20 protein-coding genes are annotated in these 26,258 nt (G+C 52.0%); 12 read left to right on the top strand and 8 right to left on the bottom strand.

The features are described from left to right. Nucleotides 1–7: 7 nt before the first annotated feature. The 4 genes from VFA_RS14660 to VFA_RS14645 form a co-directional block, all read right to left on the bottom strand. Nucleotides 8–2,560 (bottom strand): pectinesterase family protein, encoded by a 2,553-nt coding sequence (locus tag VFA_RS14660; protein WP_050780269.1) that lies wholly within the window; start codon nt 2,558–2,560, stop codon nt 8–10. 121 nt (nt 2,561–2,681) lie between these two features. Beyond that, nucleotides 2,682–4,709, bottom strand: a complete 2,028-nt coding sequence (locus tag VFA_RS14655) for a methyl-accepting chemotaxis protein (RefSeq protein ID WP_004727632.1) — start codon at nt 4,707–4,709, stop codon at nt 2,682–2,684. Between the two features lie 131 nt (nt 4,710–4,840). After that, on the bottom strand, nt 4,841–7,078 hold the full coding sequence (locus VFA_RS14650) for a right-handed parallel beta-helix repeat-containing protein (protein ID WP_004727631.1): 2,238 nt from the start codon (nt 7,076–7,078) through the stop codon (nt 4,841–4,843). 88 nt (nt 7,079–7,166) lie between these two features. Next, nucleotides 7,167–7,895 carry an oligogalacturonate-specific porin KdgM family protein gene (locus tag VFA_RS14645; RefSeq protein WP_004727630.1) on the bottom strand — a complete coding sequence of 243 codons (729 nt, stop codon included), beginning with the start codon at nt 7,893–7,895 and terminating at the stop codon, nt 7,167–7,169. A gap of 630 nt (nt 7,896–8,525) precedes the next feature. Between VFA_RS14645 and VFA_RS14640 the strand changes: the two genes are divergently transcribed. The 9 genes from VFA_RS14640 to VFA_RS14600 all read left to right on the top strand — a co-directional run bounded on the left by VFA_RS14640 (nt 8,526) and on the right by VFA_RS14600 (nt 19,909). Beyond that, nucleotides 8,526–9,410, top strand: coding sequence for a carbohydrate ABC transporter permease (locus VFA_RS14640; RefSeq protein WP_004727629.1), 885 nt, complete (start codon nt 8,526–8,528; stop codon nt 9,408–9,410). Between the two features lie 2 nt (nt 9,411–9,412). Beyond that, nucleotides 9,413–10,324 (top strand): carbohydrate ABC transporter permease, encoded by a 912-nt coding sequence (locus VFA_RS14635; RefSeq protein WP_004727628.1) that lies wholly within the window; start codon nt 9,413–9,415, stop codon nt 10,322–10,324. Nucleotides 10,325–10,357: 33 nt separating this feature from the next. Then, the gene (locus VFA_RS14630) at nt 10,358–11,500 is read left to right on the top strand and encodes an ABC transporter ATP-binding protein (RefSeq protein ID WP_004727627.1); all 1,143 of its coding nucleotides are present in this window, start codon (nt 10,358–10,360) and stop codon (nt 11,498–11,500) included. Between the two features lie 22 nt (nt 11,501–11,522). Then, nucleotides 11,523–12,809 (top strand): ABC transporter substrate-binding protein, encoded by a 1,287-nt coding sequence (locus VFA_RS14625; protein WP_004727626.1) that lies wholly within the window; start codon nt 11,523–11,525, stop codon nt 12,807–12,809. Between the two features lie 137 nt (nt 12,810–12,946). Then, a complete protein-coding gene (locus tag VFA_RS14620) occupies nt 12,947–14,584 on the top strand; it encodes a pectate disaccharide-lyase (protein ID WP_004727625.1) in 1,638 nt (545 codons plus the stop codon). A 33-nt stretch (nt 14,585–14,617) separates the two neighbouring features. Continuing rightward, nucleotides 14,618–16,078 carry an EmmdR/YeeO family multidrug/toxin efflux MATE transporter gene (locus tag VFA_RS14615; RefSeq protein ID WP_140209454.1) on the top strand — a complete coding sequence of 487 codons (1,461 nt, stop codon included), beginning with the start codon at nt 14,618–14,620 and terminating at the stop codon, nt 16,076–16,078. A 377-nt stretch (nt 16,079–16,455) separates the two neighbouring features. Then, a complete protein-coding gene (locus VFA_RS14610) occupies nt 16,456–18,225 on the top strand; it encodes a sodium:solute symporter family protein (protein WP_004727623.1) in 1,770 nt (589 codons plus the stop codon). Between the two features lie 62 nt (nt 18,226–18,287). Then, the gene (locus tag VFA_RS14605) at nt 18,288–19,451 is read left to right on the top strand and encodes an oligogalacturonate lyase family protein (RefSeq protein ID WP_038151855.1); all 1,164 of its coding nucleotides are present in this window, start codon (nt 18,288–18,290) and stop codon (nt 19,449–19,451) included. Nucleotides 19,452–19,588: 137 nt separating this feature from the next. Further along, a complete protein-coding gene (locus tag VFA_RS14600; protein ID WP_004727621.1) occupies nt 19,589–19,909 on the top strand; it encodes a heavy metal-binding domain-containing protein in 321 nt (106 codons plus the stop codon). A 194-nt stretch (nt 19,910–20,103) separates the two neighbouring features. Here the strand turns inward: VFA_RS14600 and VFA_RS14595 are convergent, their stop codons facing one another. After that, the gene (locus tag VFA_RS14595) at nt 20,104–20,775 is read right to left on the bottom strand and encodes a LuxR C-terminal-related transcriptional regulator (RefSeq protein WP_004727620.1); all 672 of its coding nucleotides are present in this window, start codon (nt 20,773–20,775) and stop codon (nt 20,104–20,106) included. Nucleotides 20,776–21,082: 307 nt separating this feature from the next. After that, entirely contained in the window at nt 21,083–21,535 is a 453-nt protein-coding gene (locus VFA_RS14590) for an Lrp/AsnC family transcriptional regulator (protein WP_004727619.1), read from the bottom strand. Between the two features lie 108 nt (nt 21,536–21,643). Between VFA_RS14590 and rarD the strand changes: the two genes are divergently transcribed. Next, nucleotides 21,644–22,669, top strand: coding sequence for an EamA family transporter RarD (gene rarD / locus VFA_RS14585; protein ID WP_004727618.1), 1,026 nt, complete (start codon nt 21,644–21,646; stop codon nt 22,667–22,669). On the opposite strand, the gene VFA_RS14580 is transcribed toward rarD, so the two are convergent. Continuing rightward, entirely contained in the window at nt 22,658–23,176 is a 519-nt protein-coding gene (locus tag VFA_RS14580; protein ID WP_038152307.1) for a TetR/AcrR family transcriptional regulator, read from the bottom strand. The genes rarD and VFA_RS14580 overlap by 12 nt on opposite strands. Nucleotides 23,177–23,297: 121 nt before the next feature. Between VFA_RS14580 and VFA_RS14575 the strand changes: the two genes are divergently transcribed. Beyond that, complete coding sequence (locus VFA_RS14575; protein WP_004727616.1) at nt 23,298–23,504, top strand: hypothetical protein; 207 nt, start codon at nt 23,298–23,300, stop codon at nt 23,502–23,504. Nucleotides 23,505–23,697: 193 nt separating this feature from the next. Further along, nucleotides 23,698–25,392, top strand: coding sequence for a 2-isopropylmalate synthase (leuA, locus tag VFA_RS14570; RefSeq protein WP_004727615.1), 1,695 nt, complete (start codon nt 23,698–23,700; stop codon nt 25,390–25,392). 58 nt (nt 25,393–25,450) lie between these two features. On the opposite strand, the gene VFA_RS14565 is transcribed toward leuA, so the two are convergent. After that, nucleotides 25,451–26,215 carry an AraC family transcriptional regulator gene (locus VFA_RS14565; protein WP_038151852.1) on the bottom strand — a complete coding sequence of 255 codons (765 nt, stop codon included), beginning with the start codon at nt 26,213–26,215 and terminating at the stop codon, nt 25,451–25,453. Between the last annotated feature and the right edge of the window lie 43 nt (nt 26,216–26,258).

The raw sequence follows: 26,258 nt of genomic DNA, 5'->3' as shown, positions 1-26,258 counted from the left end.
CAGCGATTTAGATGTTCTCAGTAAACGAGGCGATTTGAGCGCGCATCTCGTCCCATACCAGCTCCGCGACCAATTGCGCGCCCGCTTGCTGGAAGTGCGTGGTATCGGGCTTATCGAGGCTGCCGGTACGCCCTTGGTAATACGGGTAATCGTTCGGATCGACCGCCAACCACAGGTGACGCCAATCGCCTTGTTGGTTTGTCGCCTCAATCATTCGTTGTTGAATATCGAGCACAGGCACCTGATGCAAGCGCGCGGTATCAAGCACGGTTTGATAGTAACTGCCCACAAACTCAAAGCCATGTTGGCTGTTTTGGCGCGTCACATGCTGCTGCGTCGTCAACGGTAACTCGGAACGATTGCTGTCGTTACGCACACGCGGCACAGAAGTGAGCAGTACCGGCTGCATGTTGTGTTCCAGCGCAAACTCAATATAGCGCTCTAAAGAGCGTTGGAACGACAAAGCCGCTTCGCCTTGCGGAAACTGCACCTGACCATTGGTATCGTTGGGATAAGTACACAAATTGAGAACATCGACCTCACCGCGACCGCTGGCTGCGCGATTGCACTTCGAATCGTTGTGACCAAACTGAATAAACAGGTAATCGCCCGCTTTCACCATCGGTTCAAGATGGCTTAACCACAGGCCGTTGATGAAATCACGCGAGCTGCGCCCAGAGCGCGCCGCATTCACCACCGCCAAATTTGGCATGTCACTCAATTTTTCCGCCAACGCTTGGCCCCATCCCATGCGCGGAAACACATCCGGCTCGTAATTCGAGGCGGTGGAATCCCCAACAATAAACAGGCGCGTTTCGGCGTTTTGAACGCGCTGACGCTGCATGGCGAGCTGATCGGCGGTCACCAAATACTGCGACACCGCATTGAGGTTGATGATCGGCTGAAATGCAGCGTCGGTTAACGCCACTTGATTCGCCAGCCCCGTGCGACTGTTGTAACCGCGGTTGTGCACGACGTTGTCCGCCAGCGCTTTCATCTGTGGATGCAGGGTAGGCGCATACGACACGGGGGAATTCAGGGCGTCTTGCCCACCGTTCAACTGTCGAAATTGCTGGTTGGTCTCAAGCCAGATTTGACGAGAGAACGCGGGCAGGCGTTCGAGTTCCAGCAGATGCTGCGGGCCGTCGATGCCTTCTCGCGTCGCCAGGTTGGAGACTTGTAAGTCACTGAAAGGGTTAACGTTACCGGTCGAGACGGCATTGTTATTCAAATCCACCACCAACGCCGTTGCACACACCGAACGCGGTTGGTCGCTGTGCAAGCACGATGATCCACTGCGATCATCGGCACTGACCAGTAGCGGCCCCGTCATGCCCGCAATCGACAGCTGGTATCGCCCTTTGGCATCGGTTTGTGTTTGGCGCTGCTTGCCCGCGCTGTCACGCACGGTCACCTGTGCAGGGAAACGCATCAGGTTGTGCAGCACTTCACCATGTAACTCACTGTTTTGCCCCAGCGACAGATCCGCTTGCCAGCCGGAGAGTACCTTGTCGTCACTGTATTGACTCAGTGCCGCCGTTTTCAGTTGTGGGCGTTGTTCACCCAACGCCGCGCCCGGGCCTCGGCTTTCATATTCCCAGAAGCGGGAATCTTGCGGATAGAACCAGATGGTTTGTTGATCGATGTCGCGACCGCTCATCTTGTCCCAGCCGTAAATGTGGTCGTCCATGTCGCAATCAATAAACGCCGCATGACCAATGGCGTTCGGATCCGCGTAACGACCATCAGCAAACGTGGTGGTGGGGTGCCAAGGACGCCCTAAACCGTAGCTGTCTGCTGGCACGCCCTCTTCCTTGGTCAAACGGCAATCTTTAAATACCAAGCCAAAGAGTTGCTCAATGTTGGTGGACGGCGCGGTGATGTAGCCATACGGCGTGCCCGGTGCGACGTCAAAGCGGTTGCGCGCCACCAGCTCGGTGGACTTAAACAGCCCGGTGCCGTGGCCAAAAATAAAATCGACGTTACCGCTAATCACGGATTCTTCAAACACGCTGCGTCCTCCGCGCAAATAGAGCGTGTCTTGATAGCCGACCAGATTCACATCTTTAAATTGGGCGCGATCTGCTTTTTGCGCCACCATCAACGCCACAGCTTGTGTGTCGCGTAACTTGGTGGGATCGTTGGCGTCTTTGGCTTGGTTCGCGTTGAAATCAAAGCCATTTTCAATCGTGACCGTGCGCGCTTTAAAATCGAGGGCATTGACGTACACCGTGCGGCTGCCCGCGGTGCCCGTTCGCACGCCATTGGCATCAAGTGTGCCATTGGCAAACGATGCGGTGATGATGGTGCGATCCCGATCTTCGCCGATCAAATAGAGGTTGTTCCGCGTGATATTGAGTCGCTCGGGGTAAATGCCTTTGCGAATGTAGATGACGTATTGCTGATTATTCTGCGGGGCCACGTCAATGGCTTGTTGGACCGACGTGAAGTCGCCACTGCCATCTTTCGCCACCACCACGTCATACAAAGGGATTGCGGCACTGACGCTGCCACACATTAGCGACGAAATCCCAATAGCTAACCGACTGATACGATTCATGGTTCTCTTCCTTTCATTTGAATGATACGCCCAACAGGCGTTGAAATTCACAAACAACACCGACCTGGGCGGTGGTACAGAAATCAAAAACGATGCAGGTGCCTCCATCGGCGCAAAGCCATCAATGGAAATAGGCCACTTGCGCTTCCAGCGCGCTGGCATCCTGCTGCAAACGCTCGGCACTTTGTGCGGTTTGCTCCGTGCTGCTGCGCCCCAATGCATTGAGTTCGCTGATCTGGCTGGCGTTGTCAGCCACCTGAGATGACACCTGCGCTTGCTCTTCCACCGCCGCCGCAATGGCCTCCGATTGCTGAGCGATGGACGCCACCTGCGACGCAATCGCCTGTAACGCAGTGCCGGCCTGCGCTGAGTGCGTTTGTACTTCGCTCACTTTGCGCTGGCTCTGCTCGGTGAGCGTCACGGCACTCGCCGTGGAGCGGCGTAATTCATCGATGATGGTGACCACGTTTTGCACCGAGCTTTGGGTGCGATGCGCCAACGTGCGCACTTCATCGGCCACGACCGCAAAGCCGAGCCCCTGCTCACCGGCGCGCGCGGCTTCAATCGCCGCATTCAGCGCCAACAAGTTGGTCTGCTCGGCAATGTCATCAATCATTTGGGTTAACTGTTGAATCCGCTCGCTGTTCTCGTCCACTTGGCGAATCGCCTCGGTCGAGCGCGTCAATTGCGCCAACAGTTCATCAACGTGCGTGCCCACCGTCGCGACCACCGCCAGCCCCTGCTGCGTATCGCGGTTGGCATGCTGAACATTGTCGGCAATCACATCGATCTGCTGGGCAGAATCGCGGGCGGAAGTCGCCATCTGTTCAATGGCCGCCACCACTTGTTCAATCTGCTGTTGCTGGCTTTCCGATTGCGCCAGATTGGTGTGCGCGTCGCGCGCGACACTGACCGATTGCGCGGTGATGCGCTGGCTGGTCTCACGAATCTGCGCCACCAATTGGTTCAGCGCTTGGGCCATCTGCCCGGCCCCTTGCGTGAGTAACACCATTTCGTTATGAGACGTGCCACTGGGAGCCGCCAAATGAAGACTCACTTCGCCTTGCGCCATTTTCGCCATCGTGACGCGCAATGGGCCCAGCGGTTTCAACACGCGATGAATCACGCCGCTCATCACCACATAGGTCAGCGCGCCCACCAGCAGAGAAATCAAGGCGATCAACGTGAGTAACTGCTGACTACTTTGGGTAATTTCATCCACCTGAGTGCCGCCCAAAACAAGCCAGTTCCAGCCCGGCACCGTGGTGTAGAGTCGATAATGCTGAACGCCGTCGACGGTAAAGTTGACGCGGCCTTGGGGCGCATCACGCAAATTGGCAAAGGGCATCGCGCCACTTGCATCGCGATAGGCCACGATGGAACGAGAAGCTGCGCGGGCATCCACGCTGCCCAATAAAAACTCGCCAAACCGATCGCGCGCGCCATTCACCACCCAAGTTTCACCGCTCGTGCCCCAATGAATGGCTTTGAGCGACGTCAGAATACTGACCGTGGCTTGATCCACTGGCAGCGCCACACTCAATACCCCCGCAACATCGCCCTGCGAGTCCTTTAATGGCGAGTAATAGTTGATGTAATCACGCCCGTTGTCCGGCGTGAGTTCGACAAAATCTTTGCCTTGGCGCAGCGCTGCATAGGCCGCATGCTTGGCATCAAGCGGTTGTAAAATCAGTCGGCGATTGTCACTGGCGAGCATCGAACTGGCGATACTCAGCCAATGATCGTTGGAAGCGCTGTAGAGGGTGACAAATGCACCGGTATCGCGCGTGAACATATCCACGATGTCGGTATTGTTGACCAACGGTAACCCGTAGAGGTGGATGTTGCGAATCGGTTGTCCGGCAAACGCCATCACGTCATTGCTGATCTCATACCCAGCCAGATAGCCGTTTTCAAACGTTGAACTGAGCACATGCGTGGTGTTGACATAGGCATTGAATTGGCCGCCGATGGTTTGTGCGACGGCTTCGAGTTTGGAGCGTTGCTCGTCGTAGCGGGTGTCGAGCAAGATGTCAGAGGCGGTGCGATAGACCAGTGTTGCAATCGCGCTAAAGGCGATCAGCAAGCAGAGCATGATGATCAGTTTAAGCTGGAATCCGACGCTGCGGTGCGTAAAAAATGCGTTCATAGTCGTCCCTGTCGCCGTCACGTACGGCGATACGTGTCTCACCGCTCAACGCGCGTCGAGCAGAAGACCCAAAAGAAAAATCAAGTGAAAAAAAGAGTGGCTCCCGACAGAAAGCCACTCCAAAAGGACGATTAGTCCATGTTTAAGATATTTCGAATCTGTTCCACTTGCTGATGACCCGGATGCGATTCAGTCTCCGTCAGCAGCGCAGCCGCTTTCAGCTCTGCCAGCGGTGAGAGATCCACAGCCTTGCCTTGGTCATCCACCGTGATGCCGTCGCGAATAAAGCGGTTGTTTTTCAGGGTGTCACCGTTGACCACATCGCTGTATTGGCTGGTCACATGGAAGCGGTAAGACTGGTTGTTCGTAAACGTGCCTTGCTTGCCTGCTTTTTCGTAAGGGCTCTTACGGAACAGGTAGTTAAAGCGTACGTTGTCGATCGCCACGTTGTTTTCCAACGTCAACGCGCCTGGGTTAAAGTTGTCGGTAAACCCGTCCATGTTGTTGTGGTAAGCCAAGCTGTTCTTCACGATGTGCGCCACCGGCAGACCTTCGCCACCCAGTTTGAAGCCGTTCCCGCGTGTGCCGCCTTTCGCTTCGACATCCATGGTTTGACCGTTCATGTACGCCACAGAATCCAAAATGGTCACCACGCCGTTCGCGCCGTCTTCCACTTTGTTAAACAGATCCCAGCCGTCGTCGATGTTGTGGTGCGACGCACAGCGAATGAAGGTGTTGCCGTCACCAATACGCATCTTGGCCGCAAAGCCATCGGCGTTGATTTGTGATTTATCCATGTTGTTGAAGCTTTCGCTGTCAGTCACTGTGTTGTGGCTTGCCCACAACGCACGGCCGATTTTCTCTGGCGACGAGATTTGGAAGCCGGTGTCTGGCGCGCCATGTGTCACCATGTGGGAGAAGTGGTTGTGGCTGCCATGCACGATGGTGCGCGCCCCAAACACTTCAATGTTCGACACATTCCAGTAGTTGGCTTGGTGAAGGTAATCACCCACGAAACGCACCTGATCGCCCGCAGTTTTCAGCGTTTTCATCGCCTCTGGTGTGCCGCTGGCCGAGACTGGCAGCGTCAGACCGGCGTAATCACCATCTTCCAGCACAATCGTGCCACCCGGTGGCAGCAGTTTCACCGCAGCATCGAGCGTCATGCGGCCATCCGTGCCGTTTGGATTCACGCGAATTTCCATCGGGTTGTTCACCGCGACTTTCTCGACGCTCTGCTGGTAACTGAGCGGCTGAAGATCCGGGCCTTCGATTGGGGTAAACGTGACATTGAATTGGGTTGAAGCTTGCGTCAGCGTAGTCGGGAAGCCAAACATTTCACCCGCTGATACCGCTTGTTTGTCCGCCAAGAGCTGGCCATTTTGCGTGACGCTGAAGGTGCCACTGTAGTTGGCACGCGCTTGTACGGTGTAGTTGTCGATCGCCGATTGATCCGCCGAAGCTTGTTGCAACACTGGGTTGTCCAAGCGCGCTTGGTAACGTGGCGCATCCACGGTGTTGGCATTTGACAAAGTCAGTGCCACATCGGTGACTGTCATTTTGGCGTTGCGTGAAGCAAAGAAGCCCACGTATTGGTGCTTGCCGTCTTGCATCTGCACGATGTTGGCATTCGCGCCGCGCACTTCCTGAGTTTGCTTCACGGTGCCGTCATCGTAACTCACCACATAGCCGTCATCAGTTCGCGTGAGCGTCATGTGGTAGGTTTTACCCGGGCCAAACTGCACGCCTTTGATAAATTCGTTGTGGGTCATGCGGTTGCCTGCAGTGCCCCACGGTTGGTAAATCCCTTCGCGGTAAGACGCATTGATGTTGGCTAACCCGTTGTGCTCTTTCTTGTTCGCACGCACGAGGTTCATCACCATGTTGGATGCCGCTGGAAACTCTTCCAAACCTTGCGGCTGTGGATCCAAACGCGCTTCACCCAGAATATCGCGCACCATCAGGCCTGCACCTTCTTGGCGGTTCGGTGTTGATCCGGTTTCAGGGCCCAGTTGATCGATGGTCACGTTCGCAGACAAGGTGAAGTTCACATCGGTCGGTAATTCGGTGTAATAGAACGTGCCGCCTTCATGCGAGTTCGCAATTTTGCCGCCACGGCTTTCAATGGTGAACTGAGACGCAACCGGCCCCGGCTGAACCTCTTGGCCATTGGCCACCACGTGGTTCAAGCCCACTTTTTCCGGCAAGATCGTCGAACCGAAGTTCAAATCGGTCGACTGACCAAATGTGATCGCTTGCCAAACTGCCTGGCTACCATCGAGGTTTGAAACCGGTGAAACAGAAGTCGTCGAACAGGCAGACAGCGCCAGCGCAGAAGCGATGCATAATGCAATGGGTGTTTTTTTCATCAGAGCACCTTTAGCAGAAAAAAAGCTGGCTCAGAGTGAACACTTAGAGCCAGAGGAGTTATGGACAGGTTTTGATTAATTTGATGTGTTAGAAGTTGTATTTCATGCCGACACGGAAACGTGGGCGGTAAGAATCAACATCGGCATCATCTTTGCGAGACGGCGTCATACCGAACTCACCGAATGGACGCCAACCACTTTCAAGGCCGCGGTATTCCGCTGTGAAGTTCACTTCACTGATGCCATGGCTGTCATCTTTGTAGACGATGTCTGACGATTGTTTCCAGGTGTAATCCAGTGATGCACCCAGTGACCACAGATCAAAGCCGGTGTAGCCCGCGCCGAATGTCCAGCGGTTGTAGTGTGAGCTTTCATCGACGTTTGGTTTGGTTTCGTAGTGGTAACGGTGACGGAATGACGCGCTCCAGTCGCTGTTGATTTTGTAGCCCAGTGTCAGGTTGAACTGGTTACCCATTTTGCTGTCGTTCGATTCCCATTTGTACTGCGGGGTCAGTGTGAATGAGTCAGACAGGCGGTAACGGTAGCTCACGTTTGCTTGTTGGCCGTTACCTGCGAATTCATCAAATGCTTTCTCATTTTCATCACTGGCTTTTTGGTTGGAGCGCCATTTCGCTTCCACTTCAAAGCCAATGCCGTTGTCAAAGCGATGGCTCACTGCGATACGGTCGCGATGTTGGGCCTTAGCGCGATCGCCGTGCTCTGGCGAGAACTCATGACGAATGTTAATGGTGGCTGCACTTGCTGCCGCAGAAGTAAGTGCAAGAAGGACGGCAGTGGTAAGGATTTTAGCTTTCATAATTTGAAACACCGTTTTGTTTTGTTGGATTTAGAGTTTCATTTTATAAATCCTGTTCCATTGTAAAAGTGAGAAATAGACAAAGTGTGATCGATGAAACTGCGCAAAGGCCAAAGAGTCAAATATGTGTGATCAAAGTTGAAATAACGTTTTATTTTTAAGTTCAAATAAATATCTATTTAATTTTAGAATCACAATAAACGTAAGAATAGCCCGACAAATAAAATCGGCAAAATCTTAAAAATGATAATTATATTGATTTAAATCAAAAAACAAATTTATCAATAGTGCGCTCAACTCGCTTCATCAAAACCGACACCCATCCCTCCCATTTAGACCGAAAGTTAATCTTATAAAAAACAACAATTTATAGGTAAAAATAAGTAACTCTCACATCTCCATCAAACAACGCGACAAACATCACATCTAAAAGGATGACAACACCAAAACAAAACGTTGTTTCACATTTTTATTTTAATTTATTTAAAAATAATAATATCCGATCACATTTATCAAAACGTCATGTGGAAAATAAAATTTTATCGGCGTTAAATAAAAACCGAAACCGAGGAGTGATTTCGGAGCGATGCTTTCTACTTTTCGGTGAATAAAACTAACGAGGACAAGAAAATGTATGAAAATCGTAAGCTAGGATTGGCATACCTCTCTCCCTACATTATCGGGTTGATTGTGTTTACTGCCTTTCCTTTCGTTTCGTCATTTCTGATGAGCTTTACCGATTACGACTTAATGACCGCACCTGAATTTGTCGGCATTGAGAACTATCGATACATGCTCACAGAGGATGATTTATTCTGGAAATCAATGAGCGTGACGTTTGCGTACGTTTTCTTGACCATTCCAGTCAAACTGGCGTTTGCGTTATTTATTGCCTTTATTTTGAACTTCAAGCTCAAAGGCATCGGCTTTTTCCGCACCGCTTACTACATCCCTTCCATTCTCGGCAGCAGTATCGCGATCGCTGTTCTGTGGCGCGCTTTGTTTGCCATCGATGGTGTCTTGAACGGCATGCTGGGCTTTATTGGTTTTGATCCAGTGAACTGGCTGGGTGAACCTGCATTCGCACTGTTCTCTATCACGTTATTGCGTGCATGGCAGTTCGGTTCAGCGATGGTGATCTTCTTGGCTGCGTTGCAAAACGTACCGCAATCTCAGTATGAAGCCGCGATGATCGACGGTGCGAGCAAATGGCAGATGTTCATGAAAGTGACCGTGCCACTGATTACGCCAGTGATTTTCTTTAACTTCATCATGCAAACCACGCAGGCATTCCAAGAGTTTACCGCGCCGTATGTCGTCACCGGTGGTGGCCCAATGAAGTCAACGTACCTGATTTCACTCTACATCTACGAAACCGCGTTTAAGTTCTTCGACATGGGTTACGGCAGTGCGCTGGCTTGGTCGTTGTTCATCGTTGTTGCGATTTTCACCGCCATCACGTTCCGTTCTTCAAAATACTGGGTGTTCTACTCCGGTGACAAGGGAGGCAAATAATCATGTCTACAACCATCGCTGCCCAAAACGGGGCGAATGAAGTTAACGCCAGTAACGTTGAAAACGAACGTACACTGCGCCGCGAGAAGATCAACGCCACGATCCGTTACGTCGTGCTGATCAGCGTCGGCATTATGATGCTTTACCCATTGTTGTGGATGTTCTCTGCGGCAATGAAACCCAACCACGAGATCTTCTCTTCCATGAGCCTCATTCCAAGCGAATGGAGCATGGAAGGTTTTATCAACGGTTGGAAAACCGGTACGGAATACACCTTCGGCCACTACATCATGAATACCTTCTTGTATGTATTGCCAAAAGTGTTCTTTACCGTGGTGTCTTCAACCATCGTGGCCTACGCTTTTGCCCGCTTTGATATTCCGTGGAAAAAGTTCTGGTTCGCGACCTTGATCGCCACCATTTTGTTACCTCAGTCAGTCCTACTGATTCCTCAGTACCTGATGTTCCGTGAGATGGGTCTGCTAGACAGCTACTTACCGCTGTACCTGCCACTGGCATTTGCAACGCAAGGTTTCTTCGTCTTCATGTTGGTGCAGTTCCTGCGTGGCGTACCAACAGACATGGAAGAAGCGGCGATGATTGACGGCTGCAACTCGTTCCAAGTGTTGTGGTACGTCGTGGTTCCGGTGATTCGTCCGGCCATCATTTCAGTTGCACTGTTCCAGTTCATGTGGTCAGTGAACGACTTCCTTGGCCCACTGATCTACGTATCGAGCGTAGAGAAGTACCCGATTGCACTGGCTCTGAAAATGTCTATCGACGTCACTGAAGGCGCACGATGGAACGAGATTCTGGCCATGGCATCGATCGCCATCATCCCATCAATCATCGTCTTCTTTATGTCTCAAAAATACTTCGTTGAAGGCGTGACCAGCAGCGGCATTAAAGGCTGATTTTGGAATTAAACAAGTTTTGGAGTTAAAACAATGGCTGAAGTGAAATTCAACAAATTAGAAAAAGTCTATTCCAACGGATTCAAAGCCGTACACGGCATCGACCTGACCATCAACGAAGGTGAATTCCTGGTGATCGTTGGCCCATCGGGCTGTGCGAAATCGACCACACTGCGCATGCTCGCTGGTCTGGAAAACATCACCGGTGGCGAAGTCACCATCGGCAACAAAGTGGTGAACAACCTGCCACCGAAAGATCGCGGTATCGCAATGGTGTTCCAGAACTACGCCCTGTACCCGCACATGACCGTGCGTGAAAACTTAGGGTTTGGTCTGAAGCTGCAAAAGCTGCCTAAAGAAGAAATTGAACAACGTGTGAACGAAGCCGCCAAGATCCTAGAGATCGAAGAGCTGCTTGAGCGTCTGCCTCGCCAGTTGTCTGGTGGTCAGGCACAGCGTGTGGCCGTGGGCCGCGCGATCGTGAAGAAACCGGATGTATTCCTATTCGACGAACCGCTTTCGAACCTCGACGCTAAGCTTCGTGCCTCCATGCGCGTGCGCATTTCGGATCTGCACAAGCACCTGAAAGCGGAAAATCGTCCCGCTACGGCGGTTTACGTCACGCATGACCAAACCGAAGCCATGACCATGGGTGATCGCATCTGTGTCATGAAGCTGGGTGAAATCATGCAAGTTGACACCCCTGATGAGCTGTACAACAACCCGGTCAACATGTTCGTGGCCGGCTTCATCGGCGCACCAGAAATGAACCTACGCGATGTCACACTCGAAGACATCGACGGCGAATTGGCGGTGCAGATCGAAGGCCAGCGCCTCACCATCTCGGCAGAGAAAGCAGCGAACATCAAAGCCCACGGTTACAACAAAACCGTGCTGGGCATTCGCCCAGACAACATCACACTGAACCTGACTGACGACGTGCCAGAAGGCATGCAATCGCTCATCGGTGACGTGATTCGTATGGAAAACATGGGCCACGAAGTGTTTGTTTACTTCCGCGTGGGTAAAGAAGAGTTCACGGCGCGTGTGCCAATCGACGATGTGAAAGCGAAACTCAACATGGAATTGAAACGCGGTGTGAGCTTCATGGTGGACATGAACAAAGCACACATTTTCGATAAAGAAACTGAAAAGAACATCTCCCTAAAAAAATAAATTAGCTTGGAGGCTAAACCCTATGAACATGAAACGAACGCTGCTATCAACGCTGACTGCGCTTGCGCTAGGTGGTATGGCTGCCAGTGCCTACGCACAAACGGAACTGCGTATGTCTTGGTGGGGTGGCAATGCCCGCCACCAAGCAACCCTACAAGCGCTGGAAAAATTCCATGAGAAATACCCAGACATCGTCGTGAAAGGGGAATACACCGGTTGGGATGGTCACTTGTCGCGCCTAACCACGCAAATCGCAGGGAACACTGAGCCAGACGTCATGCAGACCAACTGGAACTGGTTGCCTATCTTCTCTCGCGATGGCGGCGGCTTCTATGACATGACCCAGAAGAAAGATGCGTTGCAGCTCAGCGAGTTCCCGCAACAAGCGATCAACATGACCACCGTCAACAGCAAGATCAACGGTTTGCCGGTGAGCATGACGTCACGCGTGTTCTACTACAACAAGGACATTTGGGCGAAAGCAGGCGTGGATTATCCAAAAACTTGGGATGATCTGATGAAAGCAGGCCAAGCCTTCAAACAGAACTTGGGCAATGGTTATTACCCACTGGTGATTGAAGCCCGTGACGTGTTTGCGATGAACCGTTCGCTGTACATCCAAAAACATGGCCGAGACATTATCGATCACGACACCAACCTGCTGGCGTTCAACGAAAAAGAGATGACCGAGTTCTTCCAGCTGTATGTGGATCAAGTCAACAGCCACGTGTTCCCATCAACCAAAGAGTTCGCCTCTTACGGGAAAGGGAACTTGTACGAAATGCGCCCTTGGATCGACGGTCGTTTCGGTGGTCTTTACATGTGGGATACCGCCGTTGAGAAATACGCCGACAACCTACAACCCCCAATGTCACTGGAGTTAGGTCCTTACCCAATGAGTGAAAACGCCGTGGAAGCAGGCCTGTTGGCACGCCCATCCATGATGTTATCTATCGGCCGTAACACCAAAAACCCAGATGCAGCGGCCAAACTGGTGAACTTCCTGCTCAACGATCCTGTGGGTATTGAAGCGCTGGGGCTGACCCGTGGTATTCCAATGAGCCACGCGGGTCTGTCTACGCTGCAAGAGAGCGGTCACATCGATCCAAACAGCTTGTCGTTCCTAGGTTATGAGCAGGCAAAAGAGCTTCCACAGAAGATCATGCCAACCACATACACCGACAACGCACAGTTGATGGAACTGTTTAGTGAAGAGATGCAACGCCTCGACTACGGCCGTGCCTCGGTTGAAGATGCAGCGAAAAACTTCCTGCGTCGTGGTAACCGTGTACTGAACCGTATGAACTAACAACCCAACCACCAGCACCCCGCAAGGGGTGCTGAATTGTTTTCACGAAGTAATCAACGCTAAGCCCGGCGCTTAACCTTGTTTATTTGCCCGATCTCCAATGTTGGGCCTTTTTATTTTCAATATGGGGTGATGTCATGGCGTACACACGCAAATCCTATCTGCCTTTATTAACCGAATACTATCAGCGCCTCGGTGCATTGGCGCAATCGCCAACCTCTCCTTTGCTCGCAGACGGCATCGACACCCAAACGTTGAAACCGGTCGCGTGGACGTATCCCGATGGCACGCGCGTGCCAATGAGCAACTTCGCCAGCCAACAAAACTTCCTGCGCGGCCTCGTTGCGCTCAGCACACTGACCGGCGATGACCAGTATCGCGAGCACGCCAGCAAGGTGACGCGTTATTTTCTGGAGCATTATGTCGATGACGCCAGCGGCCTGTTCCATTGGGGCGGTCACCGCTTTGTACACTGGCAAAATGGCAACATTGAAGGGCCAGCCAGCAAGGAGTGCGTGCATGAACTCAAACACCATTTTCCGTTTTATGCCTTCTTGCATGAGGTCAGCCCCGCCACAACCGAAACCTTCCTGAAAGGGTTTTGGGCGGCGCATGTGTCGGATTGGGACAAGCTCGATCTCAGCCGCCACGGCGAATACGGCCAGCCGTACGCCGCCGATCTGTTTGCACGTCATCAGCCCAAACCTGTGGTCGACCCCACGCGCTGGCCCGCGCTACCCGAAACCATTGGGCTGACGTTCGTCAACGCGTCCACTGATTTGATCTACGCCGCGAGCCACTATTATCACTACACCGGGGACGCGCACGCCAAAGTGTGGGCCAAACACCTCTATCAACAATTTGTGTTGGCGCGCCATCCCGAAACGGGCATGCCGGTGTATCAGTTCTCGTCACCGCTGCAAAGAGAGCCGATTCCAGACGACGATACCCTCACCTACTCGTGGTTTGGGGACCGTGCAAAACGCCAATTCGGCCCCGAATTTGGTGACATCGCGCGTGAAGCGAACGTGCTATTTCGCGATAGCTGGCCGGTGGTGGTCGATAACCCACTGGCGATCCTCGAATGCGCCAAACTGCTCGATGAACCGCAAATGCGTCAATGGGCAATAGACGGCATCACAGCTTACTTTGCCCATGCGTGGGATGAAGCGCGCAACGAAATCATCCCCATGTGGAACAGCGGTGAAGACCTGACGGGCTACACCTTTGTGCGCGACGGGTATTACGGCGACAAAGGCACCACATTAACTCGCCAACCAACCGATCCGGCCTATCTGCTCACACTGATCCGCGCCAGCTTGCAAAGTGAAGACGCGCAACTGCGCGACTTAACCGCACGCATGTGGCAACGTTTTGGTTTGGGTGAACTCGACCCACACACACTGCGCCCAAGTCAGGTGAGTGAGCGTACGTCGCTGGCTTCGGCGTATCTGCTGATGGCGCTGCTCGAATTGCACACCGCCACCCAAGAGGAACCACTGTTGCATTTAGCCGACGGCGTCGCAGAAAATCTGCTCAGCCAGCACTATCATGCCGGCTTCTTCTTACCCGGACCGCACCATCGTTATGCTCGACTCGATGATCCACTGCCTTATGCCTTGCTGGCCCTCGAAGCCGCGCATCAAGGCGTGTACACCGACATTCCCGTCATGATCTCCACCGGTGGCTACCTGCATGGTGAACGCTTAATCGGTGACACGATCAAAACGGTGTACGACTACGACGTGATTTACAATCAGACCGCAGAGGCCTGACCGGTACGTCTCTTGAAATAATGGAAGTGAACTTTGTCTGACTCATGTTCTTCTGTACCGGAGCAGGCTGCCCAGCCTGACTCCGAACCGCCGTATCTTCGGCGCCGTTGGCAATTGCGCTATCGCCACCGGGTGCTCATTCAGCGCAGCATTCTTCCGTTTACTTGGCCCATTCTGATCGAACTGGTGTGCGTGGTGCTGATGGGCATCGTCAGCACCATTCTGGTCAGCCGGATTGGCAAAGACGCCACGGCCGCGGTTGGGATCACCGACAGCGTGACCTATATTATTTTGTCCCTGCTCACCGCCATTGCACTTGGCGGCTCCGTTCTGATCGCCCAAGCCTTTGGCCGCCGCGATCGCCCCAAAGCGCTGTTTGGGGCCAGCCAAGTGATGAACCTGGGCGTGTTGGTGAGCCTACTCTGCTGCGCCGCGATGTTTCTGTTCTCCGAATCGGTGCTGACCGTTGTGGCCTACGGCGCAGAACCCGAGGTGATCGACTTGGCGGCGCAATACCTTAAAATTATCGCGCTCAGCTATCCGGCGCTGGCCATCACGCTCTCTGGCAGTGGTATTTTGCGCGCCGTGGGCAACTCTCGCTCGCCTGCCACCACCAACATTCTGATGAACATTTTCAATATCGCGATCAGCTATCCGTTAATTTACGGTATCGACGCAGTGCAATGGCAAGGACTGGGCATGATCGGCGCCGGGATTGGCATCACGGCAGCACGCTGGATTGGCGCAGGCATGATTCTGTTTGTGCTCACCCACAACGGTTCATTACGTGTGCCTGCCAATGCGTTCCTTAAACCATTCAATCGCTTGATACTGCGCGAAATTTTGGTGATTGGGGTGCCCGCCAGTGTCGAATCACTGATGTTTAATATCGGCAAACTCATCACCCAAATCATGGTCGCAGGCATGGGCACCATTGTGATGGCGGGTAACGTCATCACCTTCTCCGTGCTGCTGTTTGTCAACATTCCCGGTAACGCACTCGCCATGGCTGCCACCGTATTGATAGGGAAACGCTTGGGGCAAGGGCAAACCCGCGTGGCGAGATTGGAAATGCACCTGATTCTGCTGCTCGCCACTGGCGCATTGACCGTGCTCGGCATCGCATTTGTGCCTTTTGCCCACAACATCGGCGCCATTTATAGCGACGATGCGGCGGTGATTGATGTGGTGGTGAACCTGATTTACCTCAATGCCCTGATGATGCCGATCTGGGCTGCATCGTTTGTCTTACCGGCAGCCTTCAAAGGCGCCAAAGATGTCAAATACAGCATGTGGACCGCGATCATGAGCATGTGGGGATGCCGCATTGTGCTGGGATATCTACTCGGGATTCATTTTGGTTTTGGCATTTACGGCATTTGGCTTGGCATGTTTGCCGATTGGTGGTTGCGCGGCGCGCTCTATTTATACCGCATGATCAGCCAGCGCTGGCTGACCGCTTATCTCACCGCTGAGAAAAAACGAATGAATTGACTCAAGGCGCCGTTGGGCGCCTCATTTTTAACCATTGCCACACACAACTTTTCACCACATCGCGTATGCTGCGCCGCACCACAAACGTAAACAAGCGTCACGCCACCTGCTCAAAACGTACAATGTTCGCTAATTTTTTCACGCTTGTGATCGCCGCTGACGGATTACTTTTCTTGGATGTTAAATGCTGGTAAACCTTGGGGCACAAGGCTCAGACAATTCTTACACCCCAAACGCGCCGCGCGATTTGTGTATGACTCAGATCACTAATTTGAGAAAAATATAAAAAATGAACCATTGTTTCGATTTTTATCACATACCATTTCAACTTCTTTCCATATAATCCACGAAAATTAAAACAGCGTTTCGAGGTTTACATGCAATACGATTATCTAGTCATTGCAGGCTACTTTGCCCTGATGGTGGCAATCAGCTTGATATTTAAAAAAATGGCGAGCAACAGTACCAGTGACTACTTCCGTGGGGGCGGTAAAATGCTCTGGTGGATGGTAGGTGCCACTGCATTTATGACTCAATTTTCAGCTTGGACATTCACCGGTGCAGCCGGTAAAGCGTTCAGCGACGGCTTCGCGGTTCTCGCGGTGTTTGTTGGTAACATGGTGGCGTATGTGTTTGCATACTTCTATTTTGCTCGCCGTTTCCGTCAAATGCGCGTCGACACACCAACTGAAGCGGTAAAACGTCGTTTTGGCGGCGTGAACGAACAGTTCTTTACTTGGGTGATCATTCCTCTGAGCGTGATCAACGCTGGTGTATGGCTTAACGGTCTGGGCGTGTTCGCGTCTGCTGTATTTAATGCCGACATCGTCACCACCATTTGGATTACCGGTCTTGCGGTTCTGGCCATCTCGCTATTGAGTGGTGCATGGGGCGTTGTGGCGTCTGACTTTATTCAGACACTGGTTGTTGCCGTGATTTCCGTGGCGTGTGCATTGGTTGCATTGGTTGTTGTGGGCGGCCCAGGCGAGATCGTTGAGAACTTCCCTGGCGGCTTCATGATGGGCCCGGATATGAACTATCCGTTGCTACTTGTATGTACATTCATCTTCTTTGTGGTGAAACAGCTGCAAAGTATCAACAACATGCAGGAATCTTACCGTTTCCTTAACGCAAAAGACTCGAAAAACGCTAGCAAAGCCGCACTACTTGCTTTGGGCATGATGGTCGTGGGCGCGGTGATTTGGTTCATTCCACCATGGGCTTCTGCGATTCTTTACCCAGATGCAGCAACACAATACTCATCACTGGGCGCGAAAGCTGGCGATGCGGTTTACCTTGTGTTTGCTCGTGAAACCATGCCGTTGGGTACTGTTGGTCTTCTGATGGCGGGTCTGTTCGCAGCAACCATGTCGTCAATGGACTCTGCACTGAACCGTAACTCAGGCATCTTTGTTCGCAGCTTCTACGCACCGATCATGCGTAAAGGTCAAGCGACCGATAAAGAGCAGCTACGTGCTGGCCAAATCGCATGTTTGATCAACGGCCTGCTGGTTATCTTCATGGCGCAGTTCTTCAACTCACTGAAACACCTGAGCTTGTTTGACCTGATGATGCAAGTTGCGACCCTACTGCAATCGCCGATTCTGGTACCGCTATTCCTGGGTATGCTGATTCGTAAAACGCCAAAATGGGCACCATGGGCAACGGTTGTATTCGGTATGGCTGTGTCTTGGTCGGTTGTGAAAATCTTCACCCCAGAATACGTGGGTAGCTGGTTCGGCCTAGAAGAACTAACTCGCCGTGAAATTGGTGAAATGCGCACGATGATCACCATCGCCGCTCACCTGTTCCTGACCGCTGGTTTCTTCTGTCTGACCACACTGTTCTACAAAGAAGAGAAAGACCCATACATCGCATCAACACAAGATTTCTTTAAAGACATCGACACCGAGTGTGTGGCTGAAGAAGGTCAAGACATCGTTGACCGTATGCAACGCAACAAACTGGGTACGTTGGTGATGTACATGGCAGCAGGTTTGTCACTGATGATTCTCATCCCGAACCCAATGTGGGGACGCCTGTTGTTCTTGGGCTGTGCGGCGGTGATTGCCATCGTAGGCTACGCGCTGAAACGCAGTGCAGGCCTAGACAACGCAACCAACAAATGCGTAATTTCTTCTAACTGATTTCATTAAGTTTTCACTGCCAATCCTCACCGGTTGGCAGTGCTATTTCGGAGGCTATGTTTATGGCTAAAGGTGATGTAATTCAGCTGACGTTCGAATCGTTCATCGACAGCGACACCCAAGTGAAAGTGACTCGTCTAACCCCAACCGACGTGATTTGTCACCGTAACTACTTCTATCAAAAATGCTTTACAACAGATGGCAGCAAGCTGCTGTTTGCAGGTGACTTCGATGGGAACCGTAACTACTACTTGGCCGATCTGAACACGCAACAAGCAACACAGCTGACAGAAGGCAAAGGCGACAACACCTTTGGTGGTTTCATTTCAGACGATGACCGTTCTTTCTTCTACGTGAAAAACGAACTGAACCTGATGAAAGTGGACCTAGAAACGCTGGAAGAGCAAGTCATCTACACCGTTGACGAAGAATGGAAAGGTTACGGCACATGGGTGGCGAACTCTGCGTGCACCAAACTGGTTGGCATCGAAATCCTAAAACGTGATTGGCAACCGCTGACCTCATGGGAAAAATTTGCCGAGTTCTACCACACCAACCCAACTTGCCGCCTCATTAAAGTCGACATTCAAACGGGCGAACTGGAAGTGATCCACCAAGAAAACGCTTGGCTGGGCCACCCAATTTACCGCCCATTCGACGACTCAACGGTTGGCTTCTGCCACGAAGGTCCACACGACTTGGTTGACGCGCGTATGTGGCTGGTGAACGAAGACGGTACGAATGTCCGCATGATCAAAGAACACGCGCCGGGTGAATCGTGCACGCACGAATTCTGGATTCCAGATGGCAGCGCGATGGCGTATGTGTCTTACTTCAAAGGCCAAACTGAGCGCGTGATCTACAAAGCCAACCCAGAAACGTTGGAAAACGAAGAAGTGATGGTGATGCCACCTTGTTCTCACCTGATGAGTAACTTCGATGGCACCTTGATGGTCGGTGACGGTTGTGATGCCCCTGTCGACGTTGCAGATGCAGAAAGCTACGACATCGAAAACGACCCGTTCTTGTACATCATGAACACCAAAACCAAGTCTTACGCGAAACTCGCGAAACACAATACCTCATGGGATGTGCTTGATGGTGACCGCCAAATCACCCACCCACACCCATCATTTACACCGGGCGATACCGGCGTGCTGTTCACCAGTGATTTCGAAGGCGTACCGGCCATCTACATCGCTGACGTTCCAACAGCGCTGCGTTAATCTCCCCACCCCCAAATGCTCCACACAAGCCTTCGCACGTTGCGAAGGCTTTTTTTATTCACTTTTCTCCCGCACACGGAACTCTGGCCTGAGTTACACTTCTAACAGGCATTCACTGATTCACACGAGAACGAATTATGATCATCACAACGACGCCTCACGTCGAAGGCAAACGCATCGTGCGCTATTGTGGCGTGATTGCGGGCGAAGCCATCATGGGCGCCAATATCTTCAAAGACATGTTTGCAGGCATTCGCGACATCGTGGGTGGGCGCTCCGCCACTTACGAACACGAACTGCAGAAAGCGCGCACCATCGCGCTGCAGGAACTGGAAGCGCGGGCGGCAGAATTGGGTGCCAATGCTGTGGTCGGCATTGACCTCGATTACGAAACGTTTGGTAAAACCAACGGCATGTTGATGGTGTCGGTCAGCGGCACCGCAGTGATTGTGGACTAACGCCACGAATCACCCCATGCGCCGAAAAGCAAAAAGGCAGCCGATGCTGCCTTTATCCTGCCCGAGTGACGCCCCTGAAACATCACGCCACGTCGAATATCATTTGCCAGTCACGCGGCTATTTATCCTGAGTGCTGTGTATTGAACACCGTTGTATCACGCGCGCCGTGTTCCAACTCTGCAAATAGAAAAAATCAACTCACTTCTTCCATCGCAATATTATTCTTCGCCCAGATTAATGCTTGCAGGCGATTCTTCGCATTAATTTTCTTAAACACATTGTGTAGATGCGTCTTCACCGTATTTTCGCTCACATACAACTTGTCGGCGATTTCGATATTGGATGCCCCACTGCCAAGCAGCTTAATAATTTGCTGTTCGCGGCGAGTTAATTTTGTATATGCTTGCGACGTCACCGCCGGGGCGCCCGCACGATAGTGCATGATGTACTCTTGCGCCAGCTTGCGCGTCAGCCACATTTCATCTTCCAGCACTTTGTTCATGCCTTTCACGAGTGCATCAATGTCGTCATCAGCGAAAAATACACCCGAAAGTTTTTGCCACTTAAACAATGACTTAGAATCCGCCTCCGGGGGGCAATTAATCACAACTTCTTTGGCTTCCGGGCATGACATCTGTTTAAAGGTGTAGTAATCGCTCAGTGTGGTGCTGTCGATGCACGAATAGTCGATGATGATAATTTTAACGTCGTGACACGCGGGATCATTTTCGTGCTGCCACAATTCATTAAATGGCGAAATGTCGATGCCAATCGGAAGCCGCGATTCTAACGCGTCTTTTAATAATCTCGATTGCATGCATACGTCAGAAAGTAATCGTACGTTTAGTCTTTTTCCTTCGCTCATTACAAATACTCCTAAGCCTTATGACTGACATAAGTAAAACTAACCTTCAGAAAGAGGAAGTCAATGTGCCTATTTTGGCGTAGCGTATTTATATACGAAAGGTGCGCACTTTAGTTGAAATAATTCATCAACTTAATAGTACGTCTTAAATATGAGAAGCATTGACAGTTTTAATTATAATTGTCTATTAGCGAAGCTTAAATAACGACGCAATTCACAAATATTGATGGCCATATTAATCAATGAATAATTAACAGTTGTATTCGACCGGTGGATTCACGCCCCAACATCAGGGGGTCAGGGCGAACTAAAGTACATCTAACGTTGCTTTGACCCGGTCTAATGCGACCATGGTTCGAAACCATTTCACATTAGGATTACTGTGGAACAATTTATCGCAAATCGCCTGAAAGCGTTGCATGTTGGGCACCACCAGCACCAGAACGAAATCCACATCGCCAGTCACGTAATAGCACTGTTGCACTTCTGGCCCCGAGAAGCTTTGCTTGAGCACGTCGAGGTCTAGCGCGTAGGTTTTGTCGGCCTGAACCTCTACCACAATCGTGATCACTTGATTGAGTTTGTCGGGGTCGAGCACAGCCACGTTGGCTTGAATGTAGCCTTGCTCTTTGAGCTTTTGAATGCGCCGCTGCACCGATGCGGTCGATAAGTAAACGGCGTCCGCCAACTCACGCAGCGGAGTTTGACAATTGCGCTGCAAGCATTCCAACAGCGCATAATCGTATTTATCCAATGACATCAGACTCGTCCAGTGAGAAATTTTCTCACTCACGTTATGAATTTCGAGCGCCTTTATCAAGTCCGACGCAATAAAATATCGCCATTCCCCCTGACTCGGTCGATAACGATGCCAAAAACCACGCACACGCCACTGGGTGTCACGCTCAATGTGATTGCCTCTGCCCTCTTCGCGCTGATGTTTGCCTACACCGCTTTATTGCGCGAACTCCAAGGCGAAGAAATTTACGGCTGGCGAATTCTGCTCACCTTTCCGCTGCTTACGCTGTTCATTCTGCTCAGAGGTTACTGGCCCCAAGTCGCGACGCTGTTTCAGCGCCTGCGCACGGAACGTTATTTCTGGCTGACGCGCGTGGCATCATCGTTTTTGATTGGCATTCAGCTGTGGCTGTTTATGTGGGCACCGGTGAACGGATACGGGCTGTCGGTGTCTTTGGGGTACTTCATCATGCCCATCACCATGGTGGTGGTCGGGCGCGTGGTGTTTCACGATCGCATGTCACGCTTTCAGCAATGGGCATGTTTGTTTGCGTTGCTTGGCGTGATCAATCAATTGGCCATTTCTCAAACCTTATCGTGGCCAACGCTAGTAGTATGTTTGGGGTATCCCATCTATTTTGGGCTGCGCTACAAAACCGACACCAATCACATCGGCGGGCTCTGGTTTGACATGCTGCTCAGCCTGCCAGTCAGCCTCTACTTTGTGGGTCACGGCGGCCATGTGTTGCAAGCTGTGAGCGCGAATCTGGATCTGCTGTGGTTGATTCTCGGTTTGGGCGCGATCAGCGCGTTGGCACTGGCGTTTCAATCGCTTTCGGCACCGCATCTGAACATCACGCTGTTTGGCTTGCTGGTTTACGTTGAGCCAGTGTTACTGCTGCTGGTTGCGCTGCTGCTCGGGGAAAACATTCACGCCAGCGAATGGCCCACTTACCTAGCCATTTGGCTGGCGGTGGTGGTGCTGATGCTCGAAGGCGGATTGAGTTTGTGGCGGGCGAAAGCCGCAAAGCGCGCACGGCGTCATCACCAGCAAGGTCTCAAGCAAAGCCACGAGCAAAATGTCGAACAAAGCCACGAATCCGGCCATGAGTCGAGTCTCGAACAACCCAATGACCCGATTCAATCAACGAAATAAGTGGCGGTATTTGCTTTCCAACGCGTGAAGCGCGTGTTCGAGATTGGGTTCCGGCTTACTCAAATGAGTAATCAAAGTCATGAAATAGCAATCGAGCAACACGGGCATATTTTCACCCCATGCCACCGGAAGATTGGCCGTCTCAAACAGGGTTTGATTGAACGATTGGTAGTAATCCATGTCCCACACCACTTCTTTGAGCAGCGCACGGCTCAAGTTTACATTGGCAAAATAGTAACTGTAGTAGGTACGGGCAAACTGCATCGCCAATTCAAACGCATCTTGCGAAGGGGCGTTGAATCCTTGTTGCGACAGTCGCTCAAGTTGATTCATCACGCCTTCGCGTAGGATGGCCAGTTTGGTCTCAAAATGGCTAAACACCGTGCCATCGGCCACACCAGCCTGGCGCGCAATTTGGCGCGTTGAAGTTTCTTGATATCCCTGCGTTTCAAAGAGTTGCCACGCCGCAGCCAGTATTCGTTCTCTCGTTTGCTCTCGTTTACCCATCATCGACTCATCATTATGTCATGCCGTTGCATCATACCTTTCCCCTCTCACATTGACAAACTGAGCGCGCTCATTTATAAAATTGAGCATGCTCAATTAAAATCATAACGAGGAGAAAGGAATGATAAATCTGCTTAAAACCGGCATGCTGACACTTTGCCAATGGTTCATTTTCTTACCCGGCTTACTGTGCTTTTCATACCTGCTCAGGCCACTGTTGATTGTGGTCTTGGTGCCCGGCGGTCTGTTACTTTTGGCCGTGATTGGCGGGCAAGAAGTCCGCTCTGAAATGAAGAGCCTATTCAAAGGCTGGGTGACATCACGTTGATGGATGGCGCACAACATGCCCGCGTGCGGTCATCAAGCCCCGCAACGGACATAGCGATAAAACACGGCAATAGCGGCAAGCATCATCAGGCGTTGTCCAAATCACGACGATGCTTGTCCACTTCTGCGCAGATCGTTCAGCAAAGCCCATTTAGGATGAATGTTCGACTCACTGCTCCACGGACGAATTCATCATGTTAGAGAACCCAGCAAACAAATACCGACCGGCGCCGGTTATTCACTTCCCGCAACGCACTTGGCCTTCAAAAGTGCTGACACAAGCGCCGCGTTGGTGTTCCACGGATCTACGCGACGGCAATCAAGCGCTCGCGAATCCCATGAATCAAGCACGCAAGCTGAAATTCTTTCACCACTTGGTCGAATGCGGATTCAAAGAGATCGAAGTCGCGTTTCCTGCTGCCTCACAAACCGATTTCGATTTTGTGCGCTGCCTGATTGAAGAGCGCCGAATCCCCGACGACGTCACCATTCAGGTCATCACCCAATCGCGACCAGATTTGATTGAGCGCACCATCGCCGCACTCGACGGGGCGCCAAAGGCCATTATTCATTTATACAATGCGACCGCGCCGCTCTTTCGCGATGTGGTGTTCGAGCAAGATAAGCCAGCCACCTTGGCTCTCGCCGTCAAGGGTGTGAAACAGATCAAAGCCTTGTGCGACCAGCACCCACACACGCAGTGGACACTGGAATACTCGCCCGAAACGTTCAACTTTACCGAACCGGAATTTGCGTTGGAGATTTGCGAAGCCGTGGCCGCCGCTTGGCAGCCCAGCCAGCAGCGCCCGCTGATCTTAAACTTACCCACCACGGTGGAGTGCAACACACCGAATGTATTCGCCGATCAAATCGAGCACTTTATTCGCTCGTTCTCGTGCTTGCAGTGTGTCACCCTCAGCGTGCATCCGCACAACGACCGCGGCACCGGCGTTGCGAGTGCGGAACTTGCTATGTTGGCGGGCGCCACACGTATTGAAGGATGCTTGTTTGGCAATGGCGAGCGAACGGGCAATGCGGATTTGGTGACGATTGCGCTCAATCTCTATTCGCAAGGTATCGACCCCACACTGCGCTTTTCAGACATTCGACGCACGGTCGAAGTGGTTGAAGAGTGCAATGAACTGCCGGTGCATCCACGCCATCCCTATGGCGGCCGATTGGTGTTTACCGCGTTCTCCGGTTCGCATCAGGACGCGATTAAAAAAGGCTTTGCTCGCCATCATCACATGCCGCAACCGCTATGGTCGATCCCTTATTTGCCGCTCGATCCGATGGATCTGGGGTGCAATTATGAAGAGGTGATTCGGGTTAACAGCCAGTCGGGGAAAAGTGGCGCGGCATGGTTGCTCCAAGAAAACCACGGCTTATCACTGCCCAAAATGCTGCAAGTGGATTTAAGTCAACGTGTGAAACGTCATACCGACCAAACTGGGCGCGAAATCTCGATTGCCGAATTGTGGCAGTTGTTCAGGCAAGCCTATGGATTGATGCCCTCGCCCGAACTGCGCCTGCTGAGTTATCAAAGCCAGCCAGCGGCAACAGGCCAACAGATTGAGAGCCGTGTGGGATTCAACCAAGAAGAAATGGTGTGTTCGGGCATAGGAAACGGGTTACTCTCGGCAATGTTAAACGCACTGACCGAGCAGTTTGGGATAACCTGCAACATCGTTGATTATCACGAACACACGCTCGGTTCGAACACTCGCAGCAAAGCGGTGAGCTACGTTCAATTGCAATCGGCGACGTCAAATGTGACCCAGTTTGGTGTGGCGATTGATGAGGATGCCACCAAGGCATCGCTGCAAGCCGTCATGAATGCCTACGCCAACATGCTCAAGACGCAGCCCCATTCGCGCTCCGTAGACTGACAGACCGTGATTCAGATTGCCGTGGAATCAGGTCACCGTTGACTACAGAGACATTGAATTAAAACAAGATAGACGCCGTGTATTCGCTCGGCGTCAGCCCGATACGGCTTTTGAACATGGCGCTGAACGCACTCGGGCTGTCATATCCAATCTCCAGCGCGCTGTCGAGCACACTGTGGCCGCTGGCTAATAATTCAAGCGCGTGAACCAAGCGTTTCTGACGCAGCCATTCGGTGAACGTCAGCCCCAGTTCTTGCTGAAATTTGCGCGACACGGTGCGTTCACTCTGCCCCAAATACTTCGCCGCATCAGTCGCTGTCCAAGGGTGGGCAATGCGATCCGAGACGTAATCACACAGCATAATTAACCCATCGGAGCTTGGATTAGGCAGATAAAAATCGACCGGTTTGAGTCGGCGCAATTCATCCAAAATCAGCTCGAAAATACGCTCTTCCCGCGTTCCAGCAATCCGCTCCTCGGGCAGCGACACGGCTTCAACAATGAGATGTTTCAGTAAAGATGGCACTTCCGACAGCACGCACGTGTTGGGCAGATCGGCTCGTGCCATCGCATCGACAAACAGCGTGCGCACTTTGACATGGCCCGTAATTCGCAGGCTGTGCGAAACGCCGGCTGGAATCCACATGCCTTTATTTGCCGTCACCACCCATGTTCCGGCGGCGGTATCGACCCGAATCACCCCGTTTAACGCGTGCAAAAACTGCGCACACTGATGTTCGTGTGCGGCTTCAGTGTCCCCATGCATGTAATCGTGAGCATAGGCCAGCACGGGCGGCCCCAACATTTCGTCGCAAAATTTCATGGTGTGTTCGCGAAAGCGAGCCTCATTGAACGTGGCAGTAAAA

It is taken from the genome of Vibrio furnissii CIP 102972, assembly GCF_000176175.1.
In the GTDB taxonomy this organism is placed as follows: Bacteria; Pseudomonadota; Gammaproteobacteria; order Enterobacterales; family Vibrionaceae; genus Vibrio; species Vibrio furnissii.
Note: the sequence above shows the minus strand (reverse complement) of the source record. Positions and strands in the feature narration are given on the sequence as shown.

Excerpts from the sequence above, each read along its gene's own strand:
- VFA_RS14645 (WP_004727630.1), bottom strand. The coding sequence starts at position 7,895 with ATGAAAGCTAAAATCCTTACCACTGCCGTCCTTCTTGCACTTACTTCT.
- VFA_RS14640 (WP_004727629.1), top strand. The coding sequence starts at position 8,526 with ATGTATGAAAATCGTAAGCTAGGATTGGCATACCTCTCTCCCTACATT.
- VFA_RS14575 (WP_004727616.1), top strand. The coding sequence starts at position 23,298 with ATGATAAATCTGCTTAAAACCGGCATGCTGACACTTTGCCAATGGTTC.
- VFA_RS14635 (WP_004727628.1), top strand. The coding sequence starts at position 9,413 with ATGTCTACAACCATCGCTGCCCAAAACGGGGCGAATGAAGTTAACGCC.
- VFA_RS14600 (WP_004727621.1), top strand. The coding sequence starts at position 19,589 with ATGATCATCACAACGACGCCTCACGTCGAAGGCAAACGCATCGTGCGC.
- VFA_RS14610 (WP_004727623.1), top strand. The coding sequence starts at position 16,456 with ATGCAATACGATTATCTAGTCATTGCAGGCTACTTTGCCCTGATGGTG.
- VFA_RS14605 (WP_038151855.1), top strand. The coding sequence starts at position 18,288 with ATGGCTAAAGGTGATGTAATTCAGCTGACGTTCGAATCGTTCATCGAC.
- VFA_RS14580 (WP_038152307.1), bottom strand. The coding sequence starts at position 23,176 with ATGGGTAAACGAGAGCAAACGAGAGAACGAATACTGGCTGCGGCGTGG.
- VFA_RS14650 (WP_004727631.1), bottom strand. The coding sequence starts at position 7,078 with ATGAAAAAAACACCCATTGCATTATGCATCGCTTCTGCGCTGGCGCTG.
- rarD (WP_004727618.1), top strand. The coding sequence starts at position 21,644 with ATGCCAAAAACCACGCACACGCCACTGGGTGTCACGCTCAATGTGATT.
- VFA_RS14660 (WP_050780269.1), bottom strand. The coding sequence starts at position 2,560 with ATGAATCGTATCAGTCGGTTAGCTATTGGGATTTCGTCGCTAATGTGT.
- VFA_RS14625 (WP_004727626.1), top strand. The coding sequence starts at position 11,523 with ATGAACATGAAACGAACGCTGCTATCAACGCTGACTGCGCTTGCGCTA.
- VFA_RS14655 (WP_004727632.1), bottom strand. The coding sequence starts at position 4,709 with ATGAACGCATTTTTTACGCACCGCAGCGTCGGATTCCAGCTTAAACTG.
- VFA_RS14565 (WP_038151852.1), bottom strand. The coding sequence starts at position 26,215 with ATGAAATTTTGCGACGAAATGTTGGGGCCGCCCGTGCTGGCCTATGCT.
- VFA_RS14595 (WP_004727620.1), bottom strand. The coding sequence starts at position 20,775 with ATGAGCGAAGGAAAAAGACTAAACGTACGATTACTTTCTGACGTATGC.
- VFA_RS14590 (WP_004727619.1), bottom strand. The coding sequence starts at position 21,535 with ATGTCATTGGATAAATACGATTATGCGCTGTTGGAATGCTTGCAGCGC.
- leuA (WP_004727615.1), top strand. The coding sequence starts at position 23,698 with ATGTTAGAGAACCCAGCAAACAAATACCGACCGGCGCCGGTTATTCAC.
- VFA_RS14630 (WP_004727627.1), top strand. The coding sequence starts at position 10,358 with ATGGCTGAAGTGAAATTCAACAAATTAGAAAAAGTCTATTCCAACGGA.
- VFA_RS14620 (WP_004727625.1), top strand. The coding sequence starts at position 12,947 with ATGGCGTACACACGCAAATCCTATCTGCCTTTATTAACCGAATACTAT.